Below are 20,544 nucleotides of genomic sequence, written 5' to 3'. Positions count from 1 at the left end.
CGGCTCAACGGTTCGCTGAGGACCCCCTGCGCAGCAGCCTGTGGACGGCGGCGGCGAGCGCGCCCGCGATGAGGACGCCGCCGGCGGCGAGGGCGGCCGGAGAGTCGGTGAACGTACCGCCCTCGCCCGCGCGCACCCCGTGCGGGACCACCGGGTGGCGGGAGCCGTCGAGGGCCACCGTGAACGTCGCGCTCCACTCCTGTTCCTCGGCGCCGGGCGGCGCCGGGCAGGTGCCGTCGACGGCCCACTCGGAGGTCGGGCCGACCTTGTCGGGCCCGCCGTCCTTGAAGTTCGCGGCGGGCGCGATCCGGGCGGTGCCGCTGTAGGCGGCGCCCGCCCCGGATTTGTCGTGGCCCGCGACGCGGTGCAGTTTGACGGTGCCGTGCTCGAAGGCCTGCGAGGTGGCGTCGATGGTCTCGGGCGCGTGCCCGTCGATCGCGTCGCAGGACACGGAGACGGTGACGGTGCCACCGGGGGCCACAGTGCGCGGACTGACCTCCGCGACCGGACCTGCGGCCGGCTCCTCGACGGGCTCCTCCGGCTCCCCGATCGGAATCCCGGCCGGATCCGTCGTCGGCTCCTCGACCGGGATCCCGGCCGCATCCGTGGTCGGCTCCTCGACCGGAACCGTGGCCGGACCCGTGACCGACTCCTCGACCGGCTCTTCGTTCGCGGTCGTGGCCGGGGCCGTGGTGCCCAGGACGGCGGCGGCGAGGGCGGTGGCGGACAGGGCGCGGACGGTACGGCGCATGGGCTGGGCTCCTTCGGCCGAAGGCTGTGATGCCTCCCGCGCCCTTGGGCGGCGGAGGAGGGGCACGGCCGTCGTGCCCCGTTTCACATCACAGCCCGCACACCGCCCGGACGCGCGCGGCCGGACACCATTCGTGCCACGCGGACGCCCGAGCGGGTGATGGCGTAGCGGGTCGAGCGAAGTCCGCTGCGGTTCGACAGCGCCCGAAGGGGCGCGGGGCTGTGACACTATGCGGCTCCGCCGCGCGGGCGCGACCAGCCACGATGGTGCCGCAGACGATCGACGGCATATCGCGGCACTTCTAGCGGAGCGCTCCCGCGCTCAGTCCGCCAGTGACGCCAGTTCCTGTTCCAGGCCGCGCCCCCGTGTCTCGACGAGCGACGAGGCGACGTCGGACAGTTTGCGGTTGGTGCCCTGCGAGACACGACGCAGGACCCCGAAGGCCGCGTCCGCGTCGCAGCCCAGCACATGCATGATGATGCCGCACGCCTGGTCGACGACGGGGCGGGTGCGCAACGCGGCGCCCAGATGGTCGAGTTCGGTGAGCGCCGCGCGGTAGGAGCGGTCGCGTACGAGACTGGTCGTGGCGAGGTCGCCGAGGGCTCGGGCGGGACCGTGTGAGGCGTCATCCAGGCTGTCCGGGCGGAAGCTGTAAAGACTGAGCGTCACCGTCAGGCCCGCGCGCCGGAAGGGCATCGTGACGCAGCAGCGAACGCCCGCGTCGAGCGCCACGGCCCGGTACTGCGGCCAGCGCTCCACACGCAGCAGGTCACCGGTCTCGACGGGTTCACCGCCGTCCACGGCGACGGGGATCGGCCCCTCTCCGGAGCGGAGCTGGACCGAGACGAGGCCCGCGAGGTCGGGGTGGGTCACCGCGGCCGGTCGCTCCGTGCCGCCGTTGGACACCGTGGTACTCGCACCACAGCAGTCTGTGGTGCAGCGCGCTGCGTGCTCGGCGAGCTCCGACAGCCGACGAGCCGGAAGTGCGGATTCCGGGGATTCCATGCCCCGTGGACCGATTTGTTCGGTGTCCAGCATGGTTTCACCTCCTGTCTTTTGCGCGTTCCCGCTCACCTGCGGGAAAAACGAGTTCGAGGGGTTCCGCTCCGGCGGCCCCGGAACGGCTTGTGACCGGCTAGGTTCGTTGCATGGCGCAAACGGACGAGTTCGGTGAGGAACTCGAGGATTTCGTGCGCCGTGTCGCAGAACTGAAGGCGGCACGGTCGGTACCCAACGACGACCTGCCGACAGTACTCGACGCGGCGCTCTTCGAACTCGACCATGTGGCCGACCAGTTGTGGCCGTGGTACGAGCGGCTGAACTCGGGCGGCGCGTCCGGCGGGCCCTCCGCCGACCGCCAGGAGCAGCAGCTGCTGCGGGCGATCTTCCAGCGCCTTCCGCTGCCCGTCGCGCTGACGGACCGCGAGACGGTCGTGCGCAGGCTGAACCACGCGGCGACCCAGTTCACCGGGATACGGGCGGGCTACGCGACGGGCCGGCCGCTGAGCAGTTTCCTCGCACACGCGGAGCGGGCCGCGTTCCGTTCCCAGACCGCGGCGGTGGCCCGTGGCGAGGGCGACCGCAGTCTCACCGTCCACCTTCAGCAACGCCCCTCCGCTCCCGTGCGCGCGACGCTCACCGCGGTGCGGACGAGCGGTGAGCCACGTACCTCCGCACTCATCGTGCTCCAGCCCGCGGTGTCGCGGGTCCCGTCCCCCGAGACCCCTCACGGCACTGTGCCGGACCTCGCCGAGACGACGCGGCACGCGGCGCAGATGGACCTGGTGGACGCCATGACCACGGCGCTGCTGGCCGAGCCCGCGAAGACCCGGGCGGCCGTCCTGGAGCGGGCGACCCAAGTGCTGCACGGGCGGTTCGCGGACTGGGTGGTGGCCGACGAGGGGGCCGCACGGCTGTGCCGTATGACCGTCCTCGGACCGGCCGACCGGCAGGGCCCACTCGCGGACCTTCAGGCGCAGGACCCCGCCACGTGCCCACTCGTAGTCGAGGCGGCACGCGGCGGGTCCACGGCACTCCAGGTGCGCCCGGACGACCCGGAGGCCTTCGGCCGGGACGCCTCGGGCGCCCCCGTCCTGGTCCGCGCGAACGTCACGTCCCTGCTGTGCGTCCCACTGACCGTCGACGGCGCCGTACAGGGCGTGCTCACCCTGTTCCGCTGCGGGGCACGCCTGGCGTTCTCGATGGCCGAGGCACAGGTGTTGGACATGATGTCCCGTCACATAGCACTGGCCTTAAGGAACTTGGACCGCCGCTAGTACCGGTCCGGCGCCCCTGAAGGAGGCCGCAGGCCATCCTTCAGGGGCGCGGGGAACGGCGCGACCAGCCACAACGAACCCGCAGCTTCGAACCGCACCTTCAGCGGAGCTACGCGGCGTCCTGCATCACCTGGTCCCGCAGCCTGCCGCAGCACCGGCTGATCAGGCGGGAGACGTGCATCTGGGAGATGCCGAGCTGTTCGGCGATGCGGCTCTGGGTCATGTCGCCGAAGAACCGCATGTAGAGGATGGCCCGTTCGCGTTCGGGCAGCGCCTCCAGGCGGGGCTTGACCGCCTCACGGTCGACGACGACGTCGAGGGCCGGGTCGGAGGCGCCGAGCGCGTCGCGCAGGGCGTATCCGTCCTCGCTGCCCGGGAGTTCGGCGTCGAGCGAGAGGGCGGTGAAACTCTCCAGCGCCTCCAGGCCGACGCGCACGTCCTCTTCGCTCATCTGTGCGTGCTCGGCGATCTCCTGGACCGTGGGCTGCCGCCCTGAGATCGTCTGGGACAGGTCCTGGCAGGCGAAGCGGACCCGGTTGCGCAGGTCCTGGACCCGACGGGGTACGTGCAGGGTCCACATGTGGTCGCGGAAGTGCCGCTTGATCTCGCCGGTGACGGTCGGGACGGCATAACTCTCGAAGGCGTTGCCGCGCTCCGGGTCGTAGCGGTCGACGGCCTTGACCAGCCCGAGCGCCGCTACTTGACGCAGGTCCTCGAAGCTCTCGCCGCGGCTGCGGAAACGTCCCGCGAGCCGCTCGGCCATGGGCAGCCAGGCCTCGACGATCTCCGCACGGAGTGTGTCGCGCTGCTGCCCCGGAGGGAGCTTGGCGAGGGTACGGAAGGCCTCGGTGGTGTCGGGTGCGTCATCATGCGGGTGGTGCTTCGCGCTTGCGTGCGTCTGCATGGTGCGTCGCAACTCCCTTGAATGGTGCCTTGGGGTGGACGGTCACCGTGGGAGCGCGCCCGGAACCGAACGGGCACACCCGTGGCGGGAAATTCGCCGCTCCCACGGACGTGCCTCCTGTCCGAAGCACTGACATTCGCCTGCCCCACCGAGTGAGCGGCAAACACCCGCAGGTTTTTCGGGGCGTGCGCGGGTGACTCGGGCGGTACAGCCGTCACCCCCGGGAGGTCCCGCATGAGCACCACAGTCGCCGACCACGTCCTGCAGCGCCTGCGCGAATGGGGCGTGGAACATGTGTTCGGTTACCCGGGTGATGGCATCAACGGCCTTCTCGCCGCATGGGGCCGGGCCGAGGACCGTCCCCGGTTCATCCAGTCCCGGCACGAGGAGATGTCCGCGTTCGAGGCGGTCGGCTACGCGAAGTTCGGGGGCGGGCTCGGTGTGTGCGCCGCGACCTCGGGGCCCGGCGCGATCCACCTGCTCAACGGCCTGTACGACGCCAAGCTCGACCATGTGCCGGTGCTCGCGATCGTCGGCCAGACGCACCGGACCGCGATGGGCGGCTCGTACCAGCAGGAGGTCGATCTCCACACGCTGTTCAAGGACGTCGCCTCCGACTTCGTGGAGACGGTGACGGTGCCCGAGCAGCTGCCGAACGTCCTGGACCGGGCGATCCGCACCGCGTACGCGCGCCGCGCCCCCACCGCCGTGATCATCCCCGGAGACGTCCAGGACCTCGACTACTCCGCCCCCACGCACGAGTTCAAGATGGTCCCCTCCAGCCTGGACCGCAGCGCGTGGACGGCGATTCCCTCGCAGGAGTCGCTGGAACGGGCGGCCGAGGTGCTCAACTCCGGCGACAAGGCGGCGATTCTGATCGGCCAGGGCGCGGCCGGGGCCCAGCCCGAGGTGGAGCGCATCGCCGAACTCCTGGGCGCGGGCGTCGCCAAGGCGCTGCTCGGCAAGGACGTGCTGAGCGATGAACTCCCTTACGTCACCGGGGCGATCGGCCTCCTGGGCACCCGGCCGAGTTACGAGCTGATGCGCGACTGCGACACCCTGCTGACCATCGGCTCCTCCTTCCCGTACACGCAGTTCATGCCGGAGTTCGGGAAAGCGCGGGCCGTGCAGATCGACATCGATCCGCACATGGTCGGGATGCGTTATCCGTACGAGGTGAATCTCGTCGGGGATGCCAAGGCGACGCTGACGCGGCTGATCCCGCTGCTGGACGAGGACCGCGGGCGCGAGTGGTACGACACCGTGTGCGCGAACGTGGCGCGCTGGCGTGAGGTGATGGAGAGCCGGGCCCACCTGTCCGCGGACCCGATCAATCCGGAGTACGTGGCGCGGGCGCTTGACCCGTTGCTGCCCGGCAACGCGATGGTCACGTCCGACTCGGGTTCGGCGGCGAACTGGTACGCGCGGCATCTGACGAGCCGGCCCGGGATGCGCTCCTCGCTGTCGGGGACGCTCGCCACGATGGGCTGCGGGGTGCCGTACGCGATCGGGGCGAAGTTCGCGCATCCGGACCGGCCCGCGATCGCGCTCGTCGGGGACGGGGCGATGCAGATGAACGGGCTTGCGGAGCTGATCACGGCGGCCAAGTACCGTGACCGCTGGGAGGACCCGCGGCTCGTCGTGGGCGTCTGGAACAACCACGACCTCAACCAGGTGACCTGGGAGATGCGCGCCATGGAGGGCGCCCCCTCGTTCCTGCCCTCGCAGGAGATCCCGGACGTGCCGTACGCCGCCTTCGCCCGCTCCCTCGGGCTGACCGGTATCCGGGTGGAGAAGCCGGAGGACGTCGAGGCGGGCTGGCGCGCGGGCCTGGAGGCCGACGGCCCCGCGGTGATCGAGTTCCTGACCGACCCGGCCGTCCCGCCGATCCCGCCGCACGCCACGTGGGAACAGATGGAGGCCACCGCCGCGTCCATCCTCAAGGGCGACTCCGACCGCACGTCGATGGTCCGCCAGGGCCTCAAGGCCAAGATCCAGGAGTTCCTGCCCGGTCACGACCGCCCCTGACGGACGGCTCCACCGCTCCTGACGGACACCGCTCCTGACGGACGCCCCACCGCAGGTCGGACACCCCCCGAGCAGGCCCCCGGCGCTCCCCCCGGCGCCGGGGCCGATGCACGTCCGATTCGATCCAACTCGACCCGACTCGATCAGTGATCAGTGATCAGTTCAGCGATCAGTGGTGCAGTGCCGGCGTTTCGGACTCGTCCGGATGCCGGGCCGGCGGGAGGAGCCAGTCCTCGTAGCGGCCGAGCGCCAGGACGACGCCGAGCATCAGGACCGGGAGAGTCACAGCGAATACCGCCATGGTCCTGTCCTTCCCCATGGAATTTGCGGTTGGGGGGCGCAAAACGGGTCTCCAGGCCACGAGTGGACAAACCCTTCGTGTCGATGTCGGGGGCGCGGGTACACGAGGGTCCACCCCCGAGTGTCTGGAGGGAGACATGCAGCGAGGCAGCGACCGGCTCAACGTCCACAAGGACGATGAGATGAAGCATGAACTGCAGGGCCTGCTCCGGTCGGGCCACCCGACCAGGACCGAGGAGTGGCACGACCCGGAGCCGACCGCCGACGACGACCTGCGGGTCGCGGGCGGGCCGGTTCTGCCGGGCGCCGGCCCGGGCTCCGTGGAGGAGGTGCGCTACGAACTCGCGCGGCTGCTCGGCCGTACGGCCTTCCCCGGGGGCCCTCGCGAACTGAGCCGCCTCCTGCGGAGTCGGAACGCGCCCGACGGGCTCGTCGAACCGCTGGAGCGGCTGCCGAGGAAGGCGGTCTACGACACCGCTCACGAACTGGCCGAAGCGGTCGTACGTGCCGCGGGCGGCGAGACCGGTTAGGGCTCACCGCCCGAAGCACCCGTGGCGGAGGCATAGTCCGGCCGCTCCGGGGTACTGCGGGCCACATCCCGCCGTCGTACCAGTGATCGGCCCCGTGACCGGGGAAAGCAGGAAGGGCCCACAGCAATGGCTCAGTTCGTGAGGGAAGTCATGACGCCAGGCGTCGTCGCCGTCCGCCCCGACGCCTCGCTCGTCGAAGCGGCGCAGCTCATGCGCGCCCAGGACATCGGCGACGTTCTGGTGACCGGGGACCGGAGCGTCCTCGGAGTCCTGACGGACCGTGATATCGCGCTCCGCGCGGTCGCGGACGGAGTCGACCCGCTGACGGTGAGCGCCCAGGCCGTGTGCACGCCCAACCCGGTGGTGATCGGTCCGGACGACGCGGTCTCGGCGGCGGTCGAGCTGATGCGCGACCACGCCATACGCCGCCTGCCGGTCGTCGAGGACGGCCACCCGGTCGGCATGGTCAGCCTGGGCGACCTCGCGGTCTCACAGGACCCCGACTCGGCCCTCGCGGAGATCAGCCGCGCGGCGCCGGACGACTCGCCGGGCAGCTTCACCGGGTGAACGCGCGGGAGAGCGGCGGCTCGGGCCGGAAGGGCGCGTGCCGCCGAGGAAGGACGTGTCGAGAGAGGACGTGGAGGATCCATGCGTATCGCGTTTCTGATGGCGCCGGAGGGCGTCGAGCAGATCGAACTCACGGACCCCTGGCAGGCCGTGATCGACTCGGGTGACGAACCCGTGCTCGTGTCGACGAAGCCGGGTCAGATCCAGGCGTTCCACCATCTCGACAAGGCCGACGTGTTCCCCGTGCAGGAAGTCGTGGGCGAGACGTCGGCGGACTCCTTCGAGGGCCTGGTGCTCCCCGGCGGCGTGGCCAACCCGGACGCGCTGCGCATGGACGAGCGGGCCGTGTCGTTCGTGCGGGACTTCTTCGAGCAGGGCCGTCCGGTCGCCGCGATCTGTCACGCCCCGTGGACGCTCGTCGAGGCGGACGTGGTGCGCGGCCGTACCCTCACCTCCTGGCCGAGCCTGCGCACCGACATCCGCAACGCGGGCGGCACCTGGGTCGACGAGCAGGTCCAGGTCTGTGACGCAGCGCCGTCGACGCTCGTCACCAGCCGTAAGCCGGACGACCTGAAGGTGTTCTGCGAGGCGTTCCTGGAGGAGTTCGCCAAGCGGCGCTGACCGCAAAGGCGGAGGCCGGCAGCCGGGCGGCGGCGCTCATGCCCCGCCCGGCTGCCGTTCGCGCGCGCCCTCCCGGGTCCGGCCCGAAGCCACAGGCCGGCGCGGGTTGCGGCGCAGATACTCGCCCTCGAGCTGCGCCATCCGCTCGTTGTGCATACGCAGCGCGTCGTTCGAGCCGTGCAGCAGTGTGTCGTGGCGCGTGCGGTGGATGGTCTCCAGCTCTTTCATCAGCTGCTGGTCGTCCAGAAGACCCGGGTCGACTCCGGTCATGGTGGTACCCCGATCGTCGTGTTCCTTCGAGGCGTCCGGGTACCCGCCCGGCAAGCAATATCCCGAGCGGCATCCGGGAGGAAGCCATGGATCTCGCCTTTCTGCGTCCACTGTACGAACTTCCGGGACCCTGGGCCTCCGTGTACGTCGGCACCTCCCAGCACACGGAGGACACCCCTCATGAGCGATCACTGACGGCACAGGCGGCATCCAGGCAACTCGCGGACCAGGGCGCGGACGAGCCGACCTGCCGGGCCGTGCGGGCCGCGCTGGAGGAGCTGCGGCACTCCAGCGAACCGCACGGCCGGGCCCTGTTCGCCACCGGTGGCGAGGTCGTCCTCGACCCCGCCCTGGCCGCGTCCCCGCCGGGCGGCCTGTCCGTCGAGTGGTCAGCGCTCCCGCACACCGCGCCGCTCCTCGATCTGCTCGGTGAGGACCCGGTCTGCGTGGTGGCCTACGTCGACCGGCGCGGGGCCGACTTCGAGCTGCGCTCCGCGCTGGGCAGCCGGGACGTGGGCTCGGTGTCCGGGCGGCAGTGGCCGCTGCACCGTACGAGCTCGGTCGACTGGTCGGAGCGGCACTTCCAGCTCAGGGTGGAGAACACCTGGGAGCACAACGCCGCGGAGATCGCCGACGCGCTCGCCGTGTGCCAGGAGGAGACCCGGGCGGATCTGCTGATCCTCGTCGGCGACGACCGCGAGCGGCGGGCGGTGCACGAGCGGCTGCCGCAGCGGTTGCACGACCGCACGATGGAGGCCACGCGTGGAGCCGGCAGCAGGCTCCTCGACGAGGACGTGGAGCGGATCCGCGCGGAGCATGTGCGCCGCAGGGCGGCCGAGGACCTGGAGCGGTTCATGGCGGCCCGGGCGCCGGACGCGGACGGAAACGTCGGCGCCGTCGAGGGCGTACCAGCGGTGATCGAGGCGGCCCGGGAGCACCGGATCGACGAGTTGCTGATCATCCCGGACGGGCCCGACACGCACCGCGAGGTGTGGGTCGGCGAGGGGCCCGACCAGCTGGCGGTGCGGCGCACGGACACGAAGACGCTGGGCGAGCCGCGCCCCTGGTCGGCGCGGGCGGACGACGCGCTGCTGCGGTCCGTGATCGCGGCGGGCGCCCCCGCGCTGTCGTTGTCGCCCGCCGTGCCGCAGGCCGGGCCCCAGGGCGCTCCGGCGGGCGGCCTGGGAGCGCTGCTCCGCTGGACCGAGCGGGAGCGCTCCGCTGGATAGGCGGTATGACAGCTGCGGGTGATCTGTGGCTGGTCGCTCCCCCACGCTCGGCTCCGCTCGAGCGGGGGGACCCCCATCGTGGCGGAGCCGCAAATCGACACAGCCCCGCGCCCCTAAAGGGAAGGCCTGCGGCCTCCTTTAGGGGCGCGGACCGTCGGCTACCGGGCGCTAGCGGGCCCGCTGCACGCGCCGCTCGTCCCACACCGGCTCCGTCGTCTCACGCACCTTCCCGTCGCTGCCGAACACCAGGTACCGGTCGAAGGAGCGGGCGAACCAGCGGTCGTGGGTGACGGCCAGGACCGTGCCCTGGTACGCCTCCAGACCCTCCTGGAGAGCCTCGGCCGACTCCAGGTCGAGGTTGTCGGTGGGCTCGTCGAGGAGCAGGGCCGTGGCCCCTTCCAGTTCCAGCAGAAGGATCTGGAAGCGGGCCTGCTGGCCGCCGGAGAGCCGGTCGAAGCGCTGCTCGGCCTGGCCGGTCAGCTCGTAGCGCCGCAGCCGGGACATCGCGGCGCCGCGGTCCTGGGCGTGCTCGGTCCACAGGATGTCGAGCAGGGTGCGCCCCTCCAGCTCGGGGTGGGAATGCGTCTGCGCGAAGTGGCCGGGGACGACGCGCGCGCCGAGCTTCCACTTCCCCGTGTGCGCCACCTCACCGCCCGCGAGCAGCCGCAGGAAGTGCGACTTGCCGGAGCCGTTGGAACCCAGCACGGCGACCCGCTCGCCGTAGAAGACCTCCAGGTCGAAGGGTTTCATCAGCCCGGTGAGCTCGAGCCCCTCGCAGGTGACGGCCCTGATGCCGGTACGCCCGCCGTGCAGGCGCATCGTGATGTCCTGCTCGCGCGGCGGCTCCGGCGGCGGGCCCGCCTCCTCGAACTTGCGCAGCCTGGTCTGCGCGGCCTGGTACCGCGAGGCCAGCTCATGGCTGATCGTGGCGGCCTGCCGCAGGTTCAGCACCAGCTTCTTCAGCTGGGCGTGCTTCTCGTCCCAGCGCCGCCGCAACTCCTCGAAGCGCGCGAAGCGTTCACGCCGCGCCTCGTGGTACGTCGCGAAGCCGCCGCCGTGCACCCACGCGTCGGCGCCCGCAGGTCCCGGCTCCACGCTCACGATCTTCTCAGCGGCGCGGGCCAGCAGCTCACGGTCGTGGGACACGAACAGAACCGTCTTGCGCGTCTCCCTCAGCCGCTCCTCCAGCCAGCGCTTGCCGGGCACGTCGAGGTAGTTGTCCGGCTCGTCGAGCAGCAGCACCTCGTCGCTGCCGCGCAGCAGCGCCTCAAGGACGAGCCGCTTCTGCTCACCGCCGGACAGCGTCCGCACCTCGCGGAACTGCGCCTTGTCGTACGGCACGCCGAGCGCGGCCATGGTGCACATGTCCCACAGCGTCTCGGCCTCGTACCCCTGGACCTCCGCCCAGTCGGCGAGCGCCTGCGCGTACTGGAGCTGGGCGGCCTCGTCGTCGACGGTCATGATGGCGTGCTCGGCGGCGTCGACGGCCTTCGCCACCTCACGGATCCGGGGCGGCGCGACCGACACGAGCAGATCGCGCACGGTGGTCTCGTCACGTACGGACCCCACGAACTGCCGCATCACGCCGAGCCCGCCGCTCACCGTGACGGTGCCCCCGTGCGGCTTCAGCTCACCCGAGATCAGCCGCAACAGGGTCGTCTTCCCGGCGCCGTTGGGCCCGACCAGCGCGACCACGGCCCCGTCGCCCACCCGGAAGGACACATCGCCGAGGAGCGCCCTCCCGTCGGGCAGGTAGTACTCGAGGTGCGCCGCTTCCAGATGTCCCATGATTGGGCATTGTCCGGGCGAGGGGATCGGGCGGCAAACGGTTATGCGCGGTCATGGACTGCAGGGGTACCCGCAGTCCATGACCGCAGACGTAGACCTCACCGTCCCCGAACCCGGCCATGGCCTGCGCGACCGGCTGCTGAGCGTGGACTGCCGCGCCTTCGACGCCGTCGCGGCACGGCACTGGCCGGGCGCCGACCGTGTGCTGCCGAGGCTGAGCCGCAGCGCCAACCACGGAAAGCTGTGGTTCGCCACGGCGGCGGCCCTCGCGGTGACGCGTTCGCCGAAGGCCCGCCGCGCCGCCGCCCGGGGCGCCGCCTCGCTCGCCGTGGCCTCGGCGACCATCAACACGCTCGGCAAGCGCACGGTGCGCCGTCCGCGCCCGCTGCTCCACGCGGTACCGCTGATCCGTCAGCTGGACCGGCAGCCGATCACCACCTCGTTCCCGTCGGGGCACTCGGCGTCGGCGGCGGCCTTCGCGACGGGCGTCGCCCTGGAGTCCCGGCCCCTGGGCGCGGCCGTCGCCCCGGCCGCCGTCGCGGTGGCCCTCTCGCGGGTCTACACGGGCGTCCACTTCCCGAGCGACGTCCTCGCGGGCGCGGCACTCGGCGCGGGCGCCGCCTTCGCGGTACGGGGCCTCGTGCCGACCCGCGATCAGCTGCCGCCGCCCGGCCGCCCGCGCGTGGACGCGCCCGCGCTCCCCGAGGGGCAGGGCCTGGTGCTCGTGGCCAACAAGGGGGCGGGCACACCGGAGCGGGTACGCCTCCTGCGCGACGTCCTGCCGCGCGCCGAGATCGTGGAGTGTGAAGCGGCCGAGCTGCGGGCCGAGTTGGCGAAGGCCGCGGAACGGGCCGTGGTCCTGGGCGTGTGCGGCGGCGACGGCACGGTGAACGCGGCCGCCGAGGTGGCCCTGCGCCATGGCCTCCCGCTCGCGGTGCTGCCCGGCGGCACGCTCAACCACTTCGCGCACGACCTGGGCGTGGAGGACGTACGCGACCTGTGCCGGGCCCTCGAGCACGGTGACGCCGTACGCGTGGACGTGGGCCATTTCGCCTCCGGCGCCGTCGAGGGCTGCTTCCTCAACACGTGCAGCCTTGGCGTCTATCCGGAGCTGGTGCGTGAGCGGGACCGCTGGTCGAAGCGGATCGGCGGCTGGCCGGCGGGCGTGCTCGCGGCGCTGCGCGTGCTGCGGGCCGACCGGCATCCGCTGCGGACCGAGATCGGCGGCACGGAACGGCCGTTGTGGCTGCTGTTCGCCGGCAACGGCACGTATCACCGCATGGGGCCGATCCCCGGCCGCCGCTACGACCTCGCGGACGGCCGGCTGGACGTACGGGTCGTGCACGGGGGCCGTAAGCCCGCCGTCCGGCTCCTCGCCGCGGCCGTCGCGGGACCGCTGACCCGCTCCCCCGTCCATGCGGCGGTACGGGTCGGCAGGCTCCACGTGGACGACGTGGCGCCCGGCACGCTCCTGGCGTACGACGGCGAAGTCACCACGGTGGAGGGCGATCTGACGCTCGAGAAGCTGCCCGAGGCGCTGACCGTCTACCGGCCGCTCACCCACCGCTGATCACCCGCCGCCTCCCCGTCCGTCCGTATAGCAAGACGCGGGTCTCATTATTCGACATGGCGGCGTACGGTGACGTTCACGGGTACCGCCACGCCGGAACACGACGGAAGGTGACGTCATGTCGAAGGAGACAGCCGTCTACACGCACGGGCATCACGAGTCCGTGCTGCGCTCGCACACGTGGCGCACGGCCGCCAATTCGGCGGCGTACCTCCTCGGCTCGCTGAAGCCCCATATGACGATCCTGGACATCGGCTGCGGTCCGGGCACCATCACCGCGGACCTGGCGAAGCTGGTCCCCGACGGCCGGGTCACCGGCGTCGACCAGGCGGCGGGCATCCTGGACCAGGCGCGGGCCACGGCCGCCGAACAGGGCCTGGAGAACGTCGAGTTCGCCGTCGCGGACGTCCACGCGCTGGACTACCCGGACGACACCTTCTGCGTCGTCCACGCGCATCAGGTGCTGCAACATGTGGGAGATCCGGTACGGGCGTTGCGCGAGATGTACCGGGTCACGAAGCCCGGCGGCTTCGTCGCCGTGCGCGACGCGGACTACCCGGCGATGGCCTGGTATCCGCTGACGCCCGGCATGGACGACTGGCTGGACCTGTATCTGCGCGTGGCCCGCGCCAACGGCGGTGCGCCGGACGCCGGGCGGCGGCTCAAGTCCTGGGCGCTGCGGGCCGGTTTCACCGACATCACCGCCTCCTCCAGTACCTGGTGCTTCGCGAGCGACGAGGAGCGCGCCTGGTGGAGCGGCCTGTGGGCGGACCGCACGCTCGCCTCCTCGTACGCCGAACGCGCCACGGAAGGCGGCCACGTGACGCCGAGCAGCTGCGCGCGGTGTCGGAGGCGTGGCGGGAATGGGGCCGACAGGAGGACGCATGGTTCTCCTGTCCGCACGGAGAAATTCTCGGCCGAAAGCCGGTCTGATTCCCCCGCTCCTGGAAACCCGGACACCAGGAGGAGGTTTCAGATTATGGTTCCCATCCTGCTGGTACTGCTTCTGGCGCTGATTCTGTTCGGTGCCGGCTTCGCGGTGAAACTGCTCTGGTGGATTGCCCTGGTGGTTCTCGTCGTGTGGCTGCTGGGATTCTTGATGCGCAGCACGACCACAACCGGTACCAGGTCACGTTGGTATCGCTGGTAGCCCCCCACTAGTCCCCTAGTCCCCGGGAAGTAGTGGCTGGTCCCCTGGGTAGTGGCTAGTCCCTGGGAAGCAGTGGTCCGAGCGGCCCGAGGTCCAGATTGAGGTCCTCGGGCCGCAGGCCGTAGCGCTCGCGCAGTTCGGCCATCCGGTCCTCGAGGAGCATCAGCGTCAGCCCGATCCGCTCCTCTTGGTCCTCCGTCAGCTCGCCCGTGTCGAAACGGCGGATCGCCTGCCGTTCCATCAGCTGCCGCAGCAGCTCGACGACGGTCAGCACGAGCTTGACCAGATCACGTTCCACGGTGTCCGGCTCAAAGTCCAGACGGTTCCTGCGGGCTGTCACGGCACCTCCTGCCAGGGCGAGGGGACCTGCTCGTTCACCGAGCTGATGAGCGCGTTCAGGTCGATGCGTACGAGATCGACGTCCGCGATGCGCAGGGTGAGGTCACCAGTGATGACGACTCCGCCCGCGAGCAGCCGGTCGAGCAGGTCGACGAGGGCGATCTCACGGCGTTCGACGACGGTCATGCGCCCTCCTCCCCCGCCGGGCCGCTGAAGGAGTACGCGGCCCAGGGCCCGGTGAGTTCCACCCGCAGGCCCGGCTCATCGCCCTTTGTACGGTCCACCAGTTCCACGAATTCCTCTGATTCCGCACGCGACACGAGATAAGCGGCGTTGAGCACATTACGGCCCGAGGCGCGGGAAAGCGCCGCGTTCTGCGGCGCGTGAATCCGGGCGTCCTCCGCGAACCGGGAAAGGGAGCCGTGCAGCCGGCGCGCGAATTCCTCGGCCTGTTCCCATTTCTCCTCATGGGCTCTGCGCTGCTGCCGCCGTTGCCGCAGATAGTCGCGTCCCGTCCCGCCCTTTACTGGGGACGGCCGTTCAGCGGAAACACCTGCGGACACCGCGTCCGAACCCCCGGAAGATTCCTCATCCCCGGAGAATTCCGCGTACACCTTGACGCCCCATTCCACCCTCCCGTCGATCCGGTCGAGTGTCCGCCGGAACGTCTCCTCCTGGGCCTCCATCATCGTGCGTACGCCGCTGTCGTCCCGGAAGACGGTGGCGAGCCGCAGCGGCACGGGCGAGGTCACCATGGTCAGCGCGTCGATCACGTTCTGGTGTGCCCGCGCGGTCGCGCTGAGCCAGTCCAGGTCCTCCAGGTGCGCCCGCAGCGGCTCTTCCGCGAAGTCGTCCTCCGGTACCGAACTGACGATGGCGACCATGCCGCGGTGGGTCAGCTGCTTGGGCGGCATGCCCCCGACGCCCGTCAGCTGGGCGGGAAGCGTGGAGCCGAAGGGGCGGCAGACGGCATAGACATAACGCAGACCGCTCATGGGGCCTCCTCCTCCGAACGACGCTCCTCCGAACGGGTACGGGTGCGCCCGCGGTCGAGTTCCCCGCGCTCCAGTTCGGCGACCTGGGCACGCAACTCGGCGTTCTCGCGGGCCAGTTCGTCGCGGCGCGCACGCGAGGACAGCGCCGGGTCGTCCTCCCACCAGTCGATCCCCATCTCCTTCGCCTTGTCGACGGAGGCCACGATGAGCCGCAACTTGATCGTGAGCAGTTCGATGTCGAGCAGATTGATCCGGATGTCGCCCGCGATCACGATGCCCTTGTCGAGCACGCGCTCGAGGATGTCGGCGAGGTTGGCGCTCCCGTCGTGCCCGTAGGGTTCGGGGAGTCGGCTGGGTGTGGTCATCGTCGGCTCCCGCCCTCGGCGGTCTCGTACTCGTCCTCCTCCTCGTACTCGCCCTCAGGTTCCTCTTCTTCCTCCTCGCCCTCAGGCACCTCTTCGTCCTCGTACTCGGCCTCAGGCTCTTCTTCCGCCTCCTCTTCCTCTTCGCCGTTCGGGCCCTCCTCCTCGTATGCGCCCTCTTCCTCCTCTGCTTCCTCGGGCGCCTCGTCCTCCTCGGCGAGCGCGTCCTCGTGGCTGCGGACCACCTCGCCGTCGCTGATCTCGCCGCGCCAGCCGTCGGTGGCCTCACCGCGCAAAGTGATGTAGCGCGCGAAGTGCTTGAGGTCGAGTCGTGCCCTGCGGCCCTGGGCGCGCCAGATGTTGCCCGTGCGCTCGAACAGGCCCGTGGGGTAGTACTCCATGACCAGCAGGACCCGGGTGAGGTTCTCGCCGAGGGGGTGGAAGGAGACGACACCCTTCGTGGTGCCCTTCGCGCCCTCCGACGTCCAGGAGATCCGGTCGTCGGGCCGCTGTTCGGTGGTGTGGGCCTTCCAACTGCGGTTGGACCAGAGGACCTTGGCCTGCCATTCGGAGGTCGTGTCGTCGGCGCGGTTCGCGCTCTGCACGCCCTTGGTGAAGGTGCTGAACTCCTGGTACTGGGTCCACTGGTCGTACGCGGTGCGCAGCGACACCCCGATGTCGATGTACTCCATGATGACGGTGGGCTTCTGCCCCGCGCGGCCCTTGCTCTTGCCCTTGCCCTTGCCCTTGCCGCCGCCCAGGTTCTTGACCGCGCCGAGCACGTTCTCCTTGGCTCGTGAGGTCCCGACTTCGACGGCGGTGCGCAACGGCCCCTTGCCCTCGGCGAGTTTGCGGCCGCCGTCCAGGGCGAGGCGCGCGAAGCCGGGGCTGTTGCCCTCGGCGATGTCGTTGAGCTTGCCGGTCGTCTCGCCGAGTTTGCGGCCGAAGCCGATCAGCAGGCGCTGTACCTGGACCGCGAGGTACTCCTGGAGCTCCGCCTTGAGGTGCTCGGCGGCCTCGCTCTGGGCGACACCTCCGAGGCCGCCGGCCTTCGCCTGTGCCTGTTCGGTCGCCGTTCCGACGCCGTTCCCGACGCGGCCCGTCGCCGTCCTGACGGTGTCAGTCATCGTTCTGGACCTCCCCTCGGCGGCCGGGCGGCCCGCGTGACACCGCGCGCCGTGTCCTTCGAGGCGGCCGCCTTCTTCCCGGGGGCCTTCTTGGCGGTCTTCTTCGCCGCCGTCGTCTTGCTCGCCGCCTTCTTGGCGGTGGCCTTCGTCCCCGGCGCCTTCGCGGCGGACCCGGCGGACTTCTTGGCCGGTGCCTTCTTCGCCGCCTTCTTGGCGCCGGCTTTCTTGGCAGGGGCTTTCCTGGCGGCTGCCTTCTCGGGTTTCCGGGGCGGTGCCTGCTCGCGCTCATCTCCCGCCGGCTCTTCGGACTCGTCCTCTGCCTCGTCCGGTTCTGCCTCGTCCGGTTCTGCTTCGTCCGGTTCTTCAGGTTCCTCTTCGTCGGATGCCTCGGACTCCTCCTCGTCCTCGGCCCCCGGCAGGTCCGGGGCCACGCCCTCGATCCGGCCGCGGACCTGGTCGGTCCGGCCGTGCAGCCGGTCCGCCAGGGCCTCGATGCGCCGCTCGACCAGCGCGCCGGACGCCGCCTTGCCGACTCCGCGCAGGTCCTCGCGCAGCTGGTCGCCGACCTCCTTGAACTGCGGGTTGTTCTGCAGCTGCTGATTCACCAGATCCGCGAGCGCCCGCGGGCTCAGCTGCATCCGCCGGCCGGCCGCCAGGGTGCCGACGGCGAACGCCAGCTTCATCTTCTTCGTACGTCCGAGGACGTATCCGGCCCCTACCGCGAGGCCCAGTCCCACTCGGTTCATCTTGTCGTCCAGTCGCCCGTTCCCGCATTGCCGCGCATGCCGATCTCCAGCCGGTCGATGAGGTCGTCCTCGAGTTGGTCGAACTCCTCCTCATCGATCTCGCCCGACTCGAGCCGCTCCTCGAGCCGGGCGAGTTCGTCCCGGACCGTGGCCGGGTCGTAGTAGATCCGTTTCGCTTCGTTCAGCACCTGTCTGATGGCCCATGCGCTGCCGCGCACCGGGGCGAACGGCAGCAGCAGCACTTCTCCGATCAGTCCCATGGACTCACTCCTGAATTCATTCCGCTCCGGTGTCCGCACCGGCCGTGGTGTCCGCCGGCTGGGAGGGGCCGGGGTCGACGAAGCTGTACGGCGGCAACGGTCCGTTGACCCGTACCTCGAGGTGCGGGTGGCTCTTGCGGAGCTGCTCGACGGCGGCGAGGAACATCTCCGCGGATTCGCGGGCCACCAGGAACGACAGGTTGGCCAGCCATCCCGTCGACTCCGGGCCCGCGCTCACGGCGTCGGCAGCCGACTCCAGGGCATGCTGGAGCTCGGCGGCGTCCTCCGCCTCGCGGGACTTCACAGCGGCCACCACCATCTCGCCGAGCCGCAGCCGCTGCTCGTAAGTGCCGCCGCCCGCCTGCCGGTTGGCCTCGGTGAGCGCACGGACCTCCGGGTTCTCGCCCATCACGCGGTGCAGTACGGCCTCTTCGTCATGGCTCGCCTTGACGTTGTACTCGACCCTGCCGGCCAGCGCGTCGAGACGCTCCTTGTAGTGCTCGGCGCGCTCGGCGAGCACTCCGGCGACCGTCGCGTCGTCCGCCGCGACGCTGCCGAATCGCATGGGCAGCACGGGGCCGCCCGCGCCCGCCTCGGCCAGGACGTTCTGGTGGGCCAGCACGTCCCTGCGCTTGGGCCGCAGGCCTTCGGGGGCGTCGCTGACGATCGCGGCGAGACCGCTCTCCTTGACGATGCGCACCGGGCACACCGGGTCGCCGACGCCGTCCATGCCGTCGGGAAGCGAAGGATGCGAGCCGGCGGTGATGCCGTAGACGTACGTGCTCACTCCTGCTCCTCCTTCTTGCGCGCGGAGGTGGCCTTACGAGCGCGGGGCCTGGACTCGGCCTCGCCCTGCCTGGACTCGGCCTGCTTCTCGCCCCGAGCCTGCTTGAAGGCGTCCGAGACGGTCTCGGCGGCGCCGGACAGCGCTCCCTTGGACTTGCCGCGCGCGCCGGACTCGGTGATCTCACCGACCATGTCGGGCAGGCCGGGGCTCTTGCGCGGCCCGGCCTCCAGGTCGAGCCGGTTGCACGCCTCCGCGAAGCGCAGATAGGTGTCGACACTGGCGACGACGACACGGACGTCGATCTTCAGGATCTCGATGCCGACCAGAGAGACCCGCACAAACGCGTCAATAACGAGCCCCCTGTCGAGGACGAGTTCCAGAACGTCGTAGAGACCGCTGGTGCCGCCTCCGCCGCCGGTCTGCTGTGCTGGGACGACGGTCATACCGACCGGTCCTCCTCGTTGGTTGGGGGTGGGTAAGCGGGTGGGCGGCCTACCGGCCGCCGGGCCTATGTGGGTCGGCCCTCCCGCGTTCGTAACGGCGAACGCGCCGGTACCCGGTGAGCTCGCCCTGTGGGTCGAGGGTCACCTCGTAGCTCGCGAGCAGGCTCATCGTGTCGGGAACCCTTGCGAGTTCCATGACTTCTATTTCCAGCGTCCAGCCGTCCTCAGTGCGTTCGAAGGACGACACGGACTCGGCCGCCATGCCGGTGAGCTCGGCGAGCTGGGCGCGCGCGTGGCGCAGTACCTCCATGGGGCCCGGCACCTCGTCCGCCTGACTCTTCTGCTTGCCTTTGGAGGATTCTGAGGGTTCTGAGGCTTCTGATGAACCCTTTGCACTTGATGTGCCGGATGTGTTGGATGTATTGGATGGGTTGGATGTGTTCGACATGGCCACCTCTCCGTCCGGGTGGCCCCGAGGCCGCCCGCCAAACCTCAGCCAGGCACTCAGCCGCGCAGGGTGTCGAGCTTGCGCCGCGCCGGGCCCAGCGCCCGTCCGCGGCGCGGCAGCGCGGACCAGGGGTCGGTACGGGCCTGGTCGACGGCGTCGTCGATGGTCCAGCGGCCCGGGCGCAGGTCCGGATCGTCCAGCTGGTCCCAGCTGATCGGCGTGGCCACCGGGGCGCCGGGCCTGGCACGGACGGTGAAGGGGACGACGGCAGTCTGTGCGTAGGCGTTGCGCTGTACGTCCAGGTAGAGGCGGTCTCCGCGGTCCTTCTTGCGGGCGGCCGTGGTGAGGTCGTCGGGGTGCGCGCCCGCCAGCGTCTCGGCGACGTCCCTGGCGAACTCGCGCGCCTCGTCGAAGTCGTGGTGGGCGTTGAGCGGCACGATGACGTGCATGCCGCGTGAGCCGGTGGTCATGAGCGCGGACGGCAGCTCGATCCGGTCGAGGAGTTCACCGAGCTGCCGGGCGGCACGGCGCACGGAGTCGAAGTCGTCGCCGGCGGGGTCGAGGTCGAAGACCATCAGGTCGGGCCGGTCGATCCCGTCGACCCTGGCCAGCCACCGGTGCAGGGTCAGACAGGCCTGGTCGGCGAGGTAGAGGAGGGTCGCGGCGTCGTCGCACACGGGGTGGCAGACGGTGCCGCCCTCCTTGGGCACCTCGATGCGGTTGATCCAGTCCGGGTCGTGTTTCTGGAGGTTCTTCTGCATGAACCGGGGTCCGTCGAGCCCGTCCGGGTGCCGCTCCATCATCAGCGGGCGCCCGCGCAGATGCGGCAGCATGAAGGGCGCGATCTCCCGGTAGTAGGCGACGAGGTCCTCCTTGGTGAACTCCTTGGTCCGCCCGTCGCCGGGGAACAGCACCTTGTCGGGGCGATGCACCTCCACGGTGCGCCGGCCGGCCCGTACGGTCGTCGTGCCGCTCATGGTCATTCCCTCCGCACGCGTGGACCGGTGGCCCTCATACCGCTGGCCCTCATACCGGTCGTCCGGATATCGCTGG

The 20,544-nt window shown here is 70.8% G+C and carries 25 protein-coding genes and 1 pseudogene; 9 read left to right on the top strand and 17 right to left on the bottom strand.

Annotated features, from left to right (window positions below; genetic code table 11):
* Window positions 1–4: 4 nt before the first annotated feature.
* Together G5C60_RS19365 and G5C60_RS19360 are read right to left on the bottom strand one after the other, a co-directional pair.
* Window positions 5–751 carry a hypothetical protein gene (locus G5C60_RS19365; protein ID WP_206439710.1) on the bottom strand — a complete coding sequence of 249 codons (747 nt, stop codon included), beginning with the start codon at window positions 749–751 and terminating at the stop codon, window positions 5–7.
* A gap of 321 nt (window positions 752–1,072) precedes the next feature.
* Window positions 1,073–1,789 carry an ANTAR domain-containing response regulator gene (locus G5C60_RS19360; protein ID WP_165260918.1) on the bottom strand — a complete coding sequence of 239 codons (717 nt, stop codon included), beginning with the start codon at window positions 1,787–1,789 and terminating at the stop codon, window positions 1,073–1,075.
* Between the two features lie 110 nt (window positions 1,790–1,899).
* On the opposite strand from G5C60_RS19360, the gene G5C60_RS19355 reads away from it, so the two are divergent.
* Complete coding sequence (locus tag G5C60_RS19355; RefSeq protein ID WP_165260916.1) at window positions 1,900–3,027, top strand: GAF domain-containing protein; 1,128 nt, start codon at window positions 1,900–1,902, stop codon at window positions 3,025–3,027.
* A 109-nt stretch (window positions 3,028–3,136) separates the two neighbouring features.
* On the opposite strand, the gene G5C60_RS19350 is transcribed toward G5C60_RS19355, so the two are convergent.
* Window positions 3,137–3,931: an RNA polymerase sigma factor SigF gene (locus G5C60_RS19350; protein WP_165260914.1), complete on the bottom strand. Its 795-nt coding sequence runs from the start codon at window positions 3,929–3,931 to the stop codon at window positions 3,137–3,139.
* 234 nt (window positions 3,932–4,165) lie between these two features.
* Here G5C60_RS19350 and G5C60_RS19345 point away from each other — a divergent pair, with 234 nt between their 5' ends.
* Window positions 4,166–5,959: a thiamine pyrophosphate-requiring protein gene (locus tag G5C60_RS19345; RefSeq protein WP_165260912.1), complete on the top strand. Its 1,794-nt coding sequence runs from the start codon at window positions 4,166–4,168 to the stop codon at window positions 5,957–5,959.
* A 169-nt stretch (window positions 5,960–6,128) separates the two neighbouring features.
* Here G5C60_RS19345 and G5C60_RS53200 read toward each other — a convergent pair whose 3' ends face one another.
* A complete protein-coding gene (locus G5C60_RS53200; protein WP_277611356.1) occupies window positions 6,129–6,260 on the bottom strand; it encodes a hypothetical protein in 132 nt (43 codons plus the stop codon).
* Between the two features lie 136 nt (window positions 6,261–6,396).
* Here G5C60_RS53200 and G5C60_RS19340 point away from each other — a divergent pair, with 136 nt between their 5' ends.
* The 3 genes from G5C60_RS19340 to G5C60_RS19330 all read left to right on the top strand — a co-directional run bounded on the left by G5C60_RS19340 (window position 6,397) and on the right by G5C60_RS19330 (window position 7,977).
* A complete protein-coding gene (locus tag G5C60_RS19340) occupies window positions 6,397–6,789 on the top strand; it encodes a DUF2795 domain-containing protein (protein WP_165260910.1) in 393 nt (130 codons plus the stop codon).
* A gap of 126 nt (window positions 6,790–6,915) precedes the next feature.
* Window positions 6,916–7,356: a CBS domain-containing protein gene (locus tag G5C60_RS19335; RefSeq protein ID WP_165260908.1), complete on the top strand. Its 441-nt coding sequence runs from the start codon at window positions 6,916–6,918 to the stop codon at window positions 7,354–7,356.
* A gap of 81 nt (window positions 7,357–7,437) precedes the next feature.
* Window positions 7,438–7,977 carry a type 1 glutamine amidotransferase domain-containing protein gene (locus tag G5C60_RS19330; protein ID WP_165260906.1) on the top strand — a complete coding sequence of 180 codons (540 nt, stop codon included), beginning with the start codon at window positions 7,438–7,440 and terminating at the stop codon, window positions 7,975–7,977.
* 36 nt (window positions 7,978–8,013) lie between these two features.
* On the opposite strand, the gene G5C60_RS19325 is transcribed toward G5C60_RS19330, so the two are convergent.
* Complete coding sequence (locus G5C60_RS19325) at window positions 8,014–8,247, bottom strand: DUF6158 family protein (RefSeq protein WP_241266911.1); 234 nt, start codon at window positions 8,245–8,247, stop codon at window positions 8,014–8,016.
* Between the two features lie 86 nt (window positions 8,248–8,333).
* On the opposite strand from G5C60_RS19325, the gene G5C60_RS19320 reads away from it, so the two are divergent.
* Complete coding sequence (locus tag G5C60_RS19320) at window positions 8,334–9,476, top strand: baeRF2 domain-containing protein (RefSeq protein WP_165260902.1); 1,143 nt, start codon at window positions 8,334–8,336, stop codon at window positions 9,474–9,476.
* Between the two features lie 168 nt (window positions 9,477–9,644).
* Here the strand turns inward: G5C60_RS19320 and G5C60_RS19315 are convergent, their stop codons facing one another.
* Window positions 9,645–11,264 (bottom strand): ABC-F family ATP-binding cassette domain-containing protein, encoded by a 1,620-nt coding sequence (locus G5C60_RS19315; protein WP_165260900.1) that lies wholly within the window; start codon window positions 11,262–11,264, stop codon window positions 9,645–9,647.
* A gap of 79 nt (window positions 11,265–11,343) precedes the next feature.
* On the opposite strand from G5C60_RS19315, the gene G5C60_RS19310 reads away from it, so the two are divergent.
* The 3 genes and pseudogenes from G5C60_RS19310 (at window position 11,344) to G5C60_RS19300 (ending at window position 13,984) form a co-directional block, all read left to right on the top strand.
* Window positions 11,344–12,834 carry a bifunctional phosphatase PAP2/diacylglycerol kinase family protein gene (locus G5C60_RS19310; protein ID WP_165260898.1) on the top strand — a complete coding sequence of 497 codons (1,491 nt, stop codon included), beginning with the start codon at window positions 11,344–11,346 and terminating at the stop codon, window positions 12,832–12,834.
* 118 nt (window positions 12,835–12,952) lie between these two features.
* A pseudogene (locus G5C60_RS19305) lies at window positions 12,953–13,767 on the top strand (class I SAM-dependent methyltransferase).
* A gap of 46 nt (window positions 13,768–13,813) precedes the next feature.
* Window positions 13,814–13,984, top strand: coding sequence for a hydrophobic protein (locus G5C60_RS19300; protein WP_165260896.1), 171 nt, complete (start codon window positions 13,814–13,816; stop codon window positions 13,982–13,984).
* Between the two features lie 55 nt (window positions 13,985–14,039).
* On the opposite strand, the gene G5C60_RS19295 is transcribed toward G5C60_RS19300, so the two are convergent.
* Genes G5C60_RS19295 through ligD form a run of 11 tightly spaced genes read right to left on the bottom strand, consistent with a single transcriptional unit; the run spans window position 14,040 to window position 20,468 of the window.
* Window positions 14,040–14,324: a gas vesicle protein GvpK gene (locus tag G5C60_RS19295; RefSeq protein WP_165260894.1), complete on the bottom strand. Its 285-nt coding sequence runs from the start codon at window positions 14,322–14,324 to the stop codon at window positions 14,040–14,042.
* Window positions 14,321–14,509, bottom strand: a complete 189-nt coding sequence (locus G5C60_RS19290; protein ID WP_165260892.1) for a gas vesicle protein — start codon at window positions 14,507–14,509, stop codon at window positions 14,321–14,323. Before G5C60_RS19290 ends, G5C60_RS19295 begins: the two co-directional genes overlap by 4 nt.
* On the bottom strand, window positions 14,506–15,318 hold the full coding sequence (locus G5C60_RS19285; protein WP_165260890.1) for a GvpL/GvpF family gas vesicle protein: 813 nt from the start codon (window positions 15,316–15,318) through the stop codon (window positions 14,506–14,508). Before G5C60_RS19285 ends, G5C60_RS19290 begins: the two co-directional genes overlap by 4 nt.
* The gene (locus G5C60_RS19280; RefSeq protein ID WP_165260888.1) at window positions 15,315–15,683 is read right to left on the bottom strand and encodes a gas vesicle protein; all 369 of its coding nucleotides are present in this window, start codon (window positions 15,681–15,683) and stop codon (window positions 15,315–15,317) included. Before G5C60_RS19280 ends, G5C60_RS19285 begins: the two co-directional genes overlap by 4 nt.
* Entirely contained in the window at window positions 15,680–16,807 is a 1,128-nt protein-coding gene (locus G5C60_RS19275) for an SRPBCC family protein (protein ID WP_165260886.1), read from the bottom strand. Before G5C60_RS19275 ends, G5C60_RS19280 begins: the two co-directional genes overlap by 4 nt.
* Window positions 16,804–17,553, bottom strand: coding sequence for a DNA primase (locus G5C60_RS19270; protein ID WP_165260884.1), 750 nt, complete (start codon window positions 17,551–17,553; stop codon window positions 16,804–16,806). Before G5C60_RS19270 ends, G5C60_RS19275 begins: the two co-directional genes overlap by 4 nt.
* Window positions 17,550–17,813, bottom strand: a complete 264-nt coding sequence (locus G5C60_RS19265; protein WP_165260882.1) for a gas vesicle protein GvpG — start codon at window positions 17,811–17,813, stop codon at window positions 17,550–17,552. Before G5C60_RS19265 ends, G5C60_RS19270 begins: the two co-directional genes overlap by 4 nt.
* A gap of 16 nt (window positions 17,814–17,829) precedes the next feature.
* The gene (locus tag G5C60_RS19260; RefSeq protein ID WP_165260880.1) at window positions 17,830–18,600 is read right to left on the bottom strand and encodes a GvpL/GvpF family gas vesicle protein; all 771 of its coding nucleotides are present in this window, start codon (window positions 18,598–18,600) and stop codon (window positions 17,830–17,832) included.
* Window positions 18,597–19,043, bottom strand: a complete 447-nt coding sequence (locus G5C60_RS19255; protein ID WP_165260878.1) for a gas vesicle structural protein GvpA — start codon at window positions 19,041–19,043, stop codon at window positions 18,597–18,599. The genes G5C60_RS19260 and G5C60_RS19255 overlap by 4 nt, the downstream gene beginning before the upstream one ends.
* A gap of 49 nt (window positions 19,044–19,092) precedes the next feature.
* Window positions 19,093–19,491, bottom strand: coding sequence for a gas vesicle protein GvpO (locus G5C60_RS19250; RefSeq protein WP_165260876.1), 399 nt, complete (start codon window positions 19,489–19,491; stop codon window positions 19,093–19,095).
* A 56-nt stretch (window positions 19,492–19,547) separates the two neighbouring features.
* On the bottom strand, window positions 19,548–20,468 hold the full coding sequence (gene ligD, locus G5C60_RS19245; RefSeq protein ID WP_165260875.1) for a non-homologous end-joining DNA ligase: 921 nt from the start codon (window positions 20,466–20,468) through the stop codon (window positions 19,548–19,550).
* Window positions 20,469–20,544: the final 76 nt, after the last annotated feature.

The organism is Streptomyces scabichelini, assembly GCF_011045015.1.
In the GTDB taxonomy this organism is placed as follows: Bacteria; Actinomycetota; Actinomycetes; order Streptomycetales; family Streptomycetaceae; genus Streptomyces; species Streptomyces scabichelini.
Note: the sequence above shows the minus strand (reverse complement) of the source record. Positions and strands in the feature narration are given on the sequence as shown.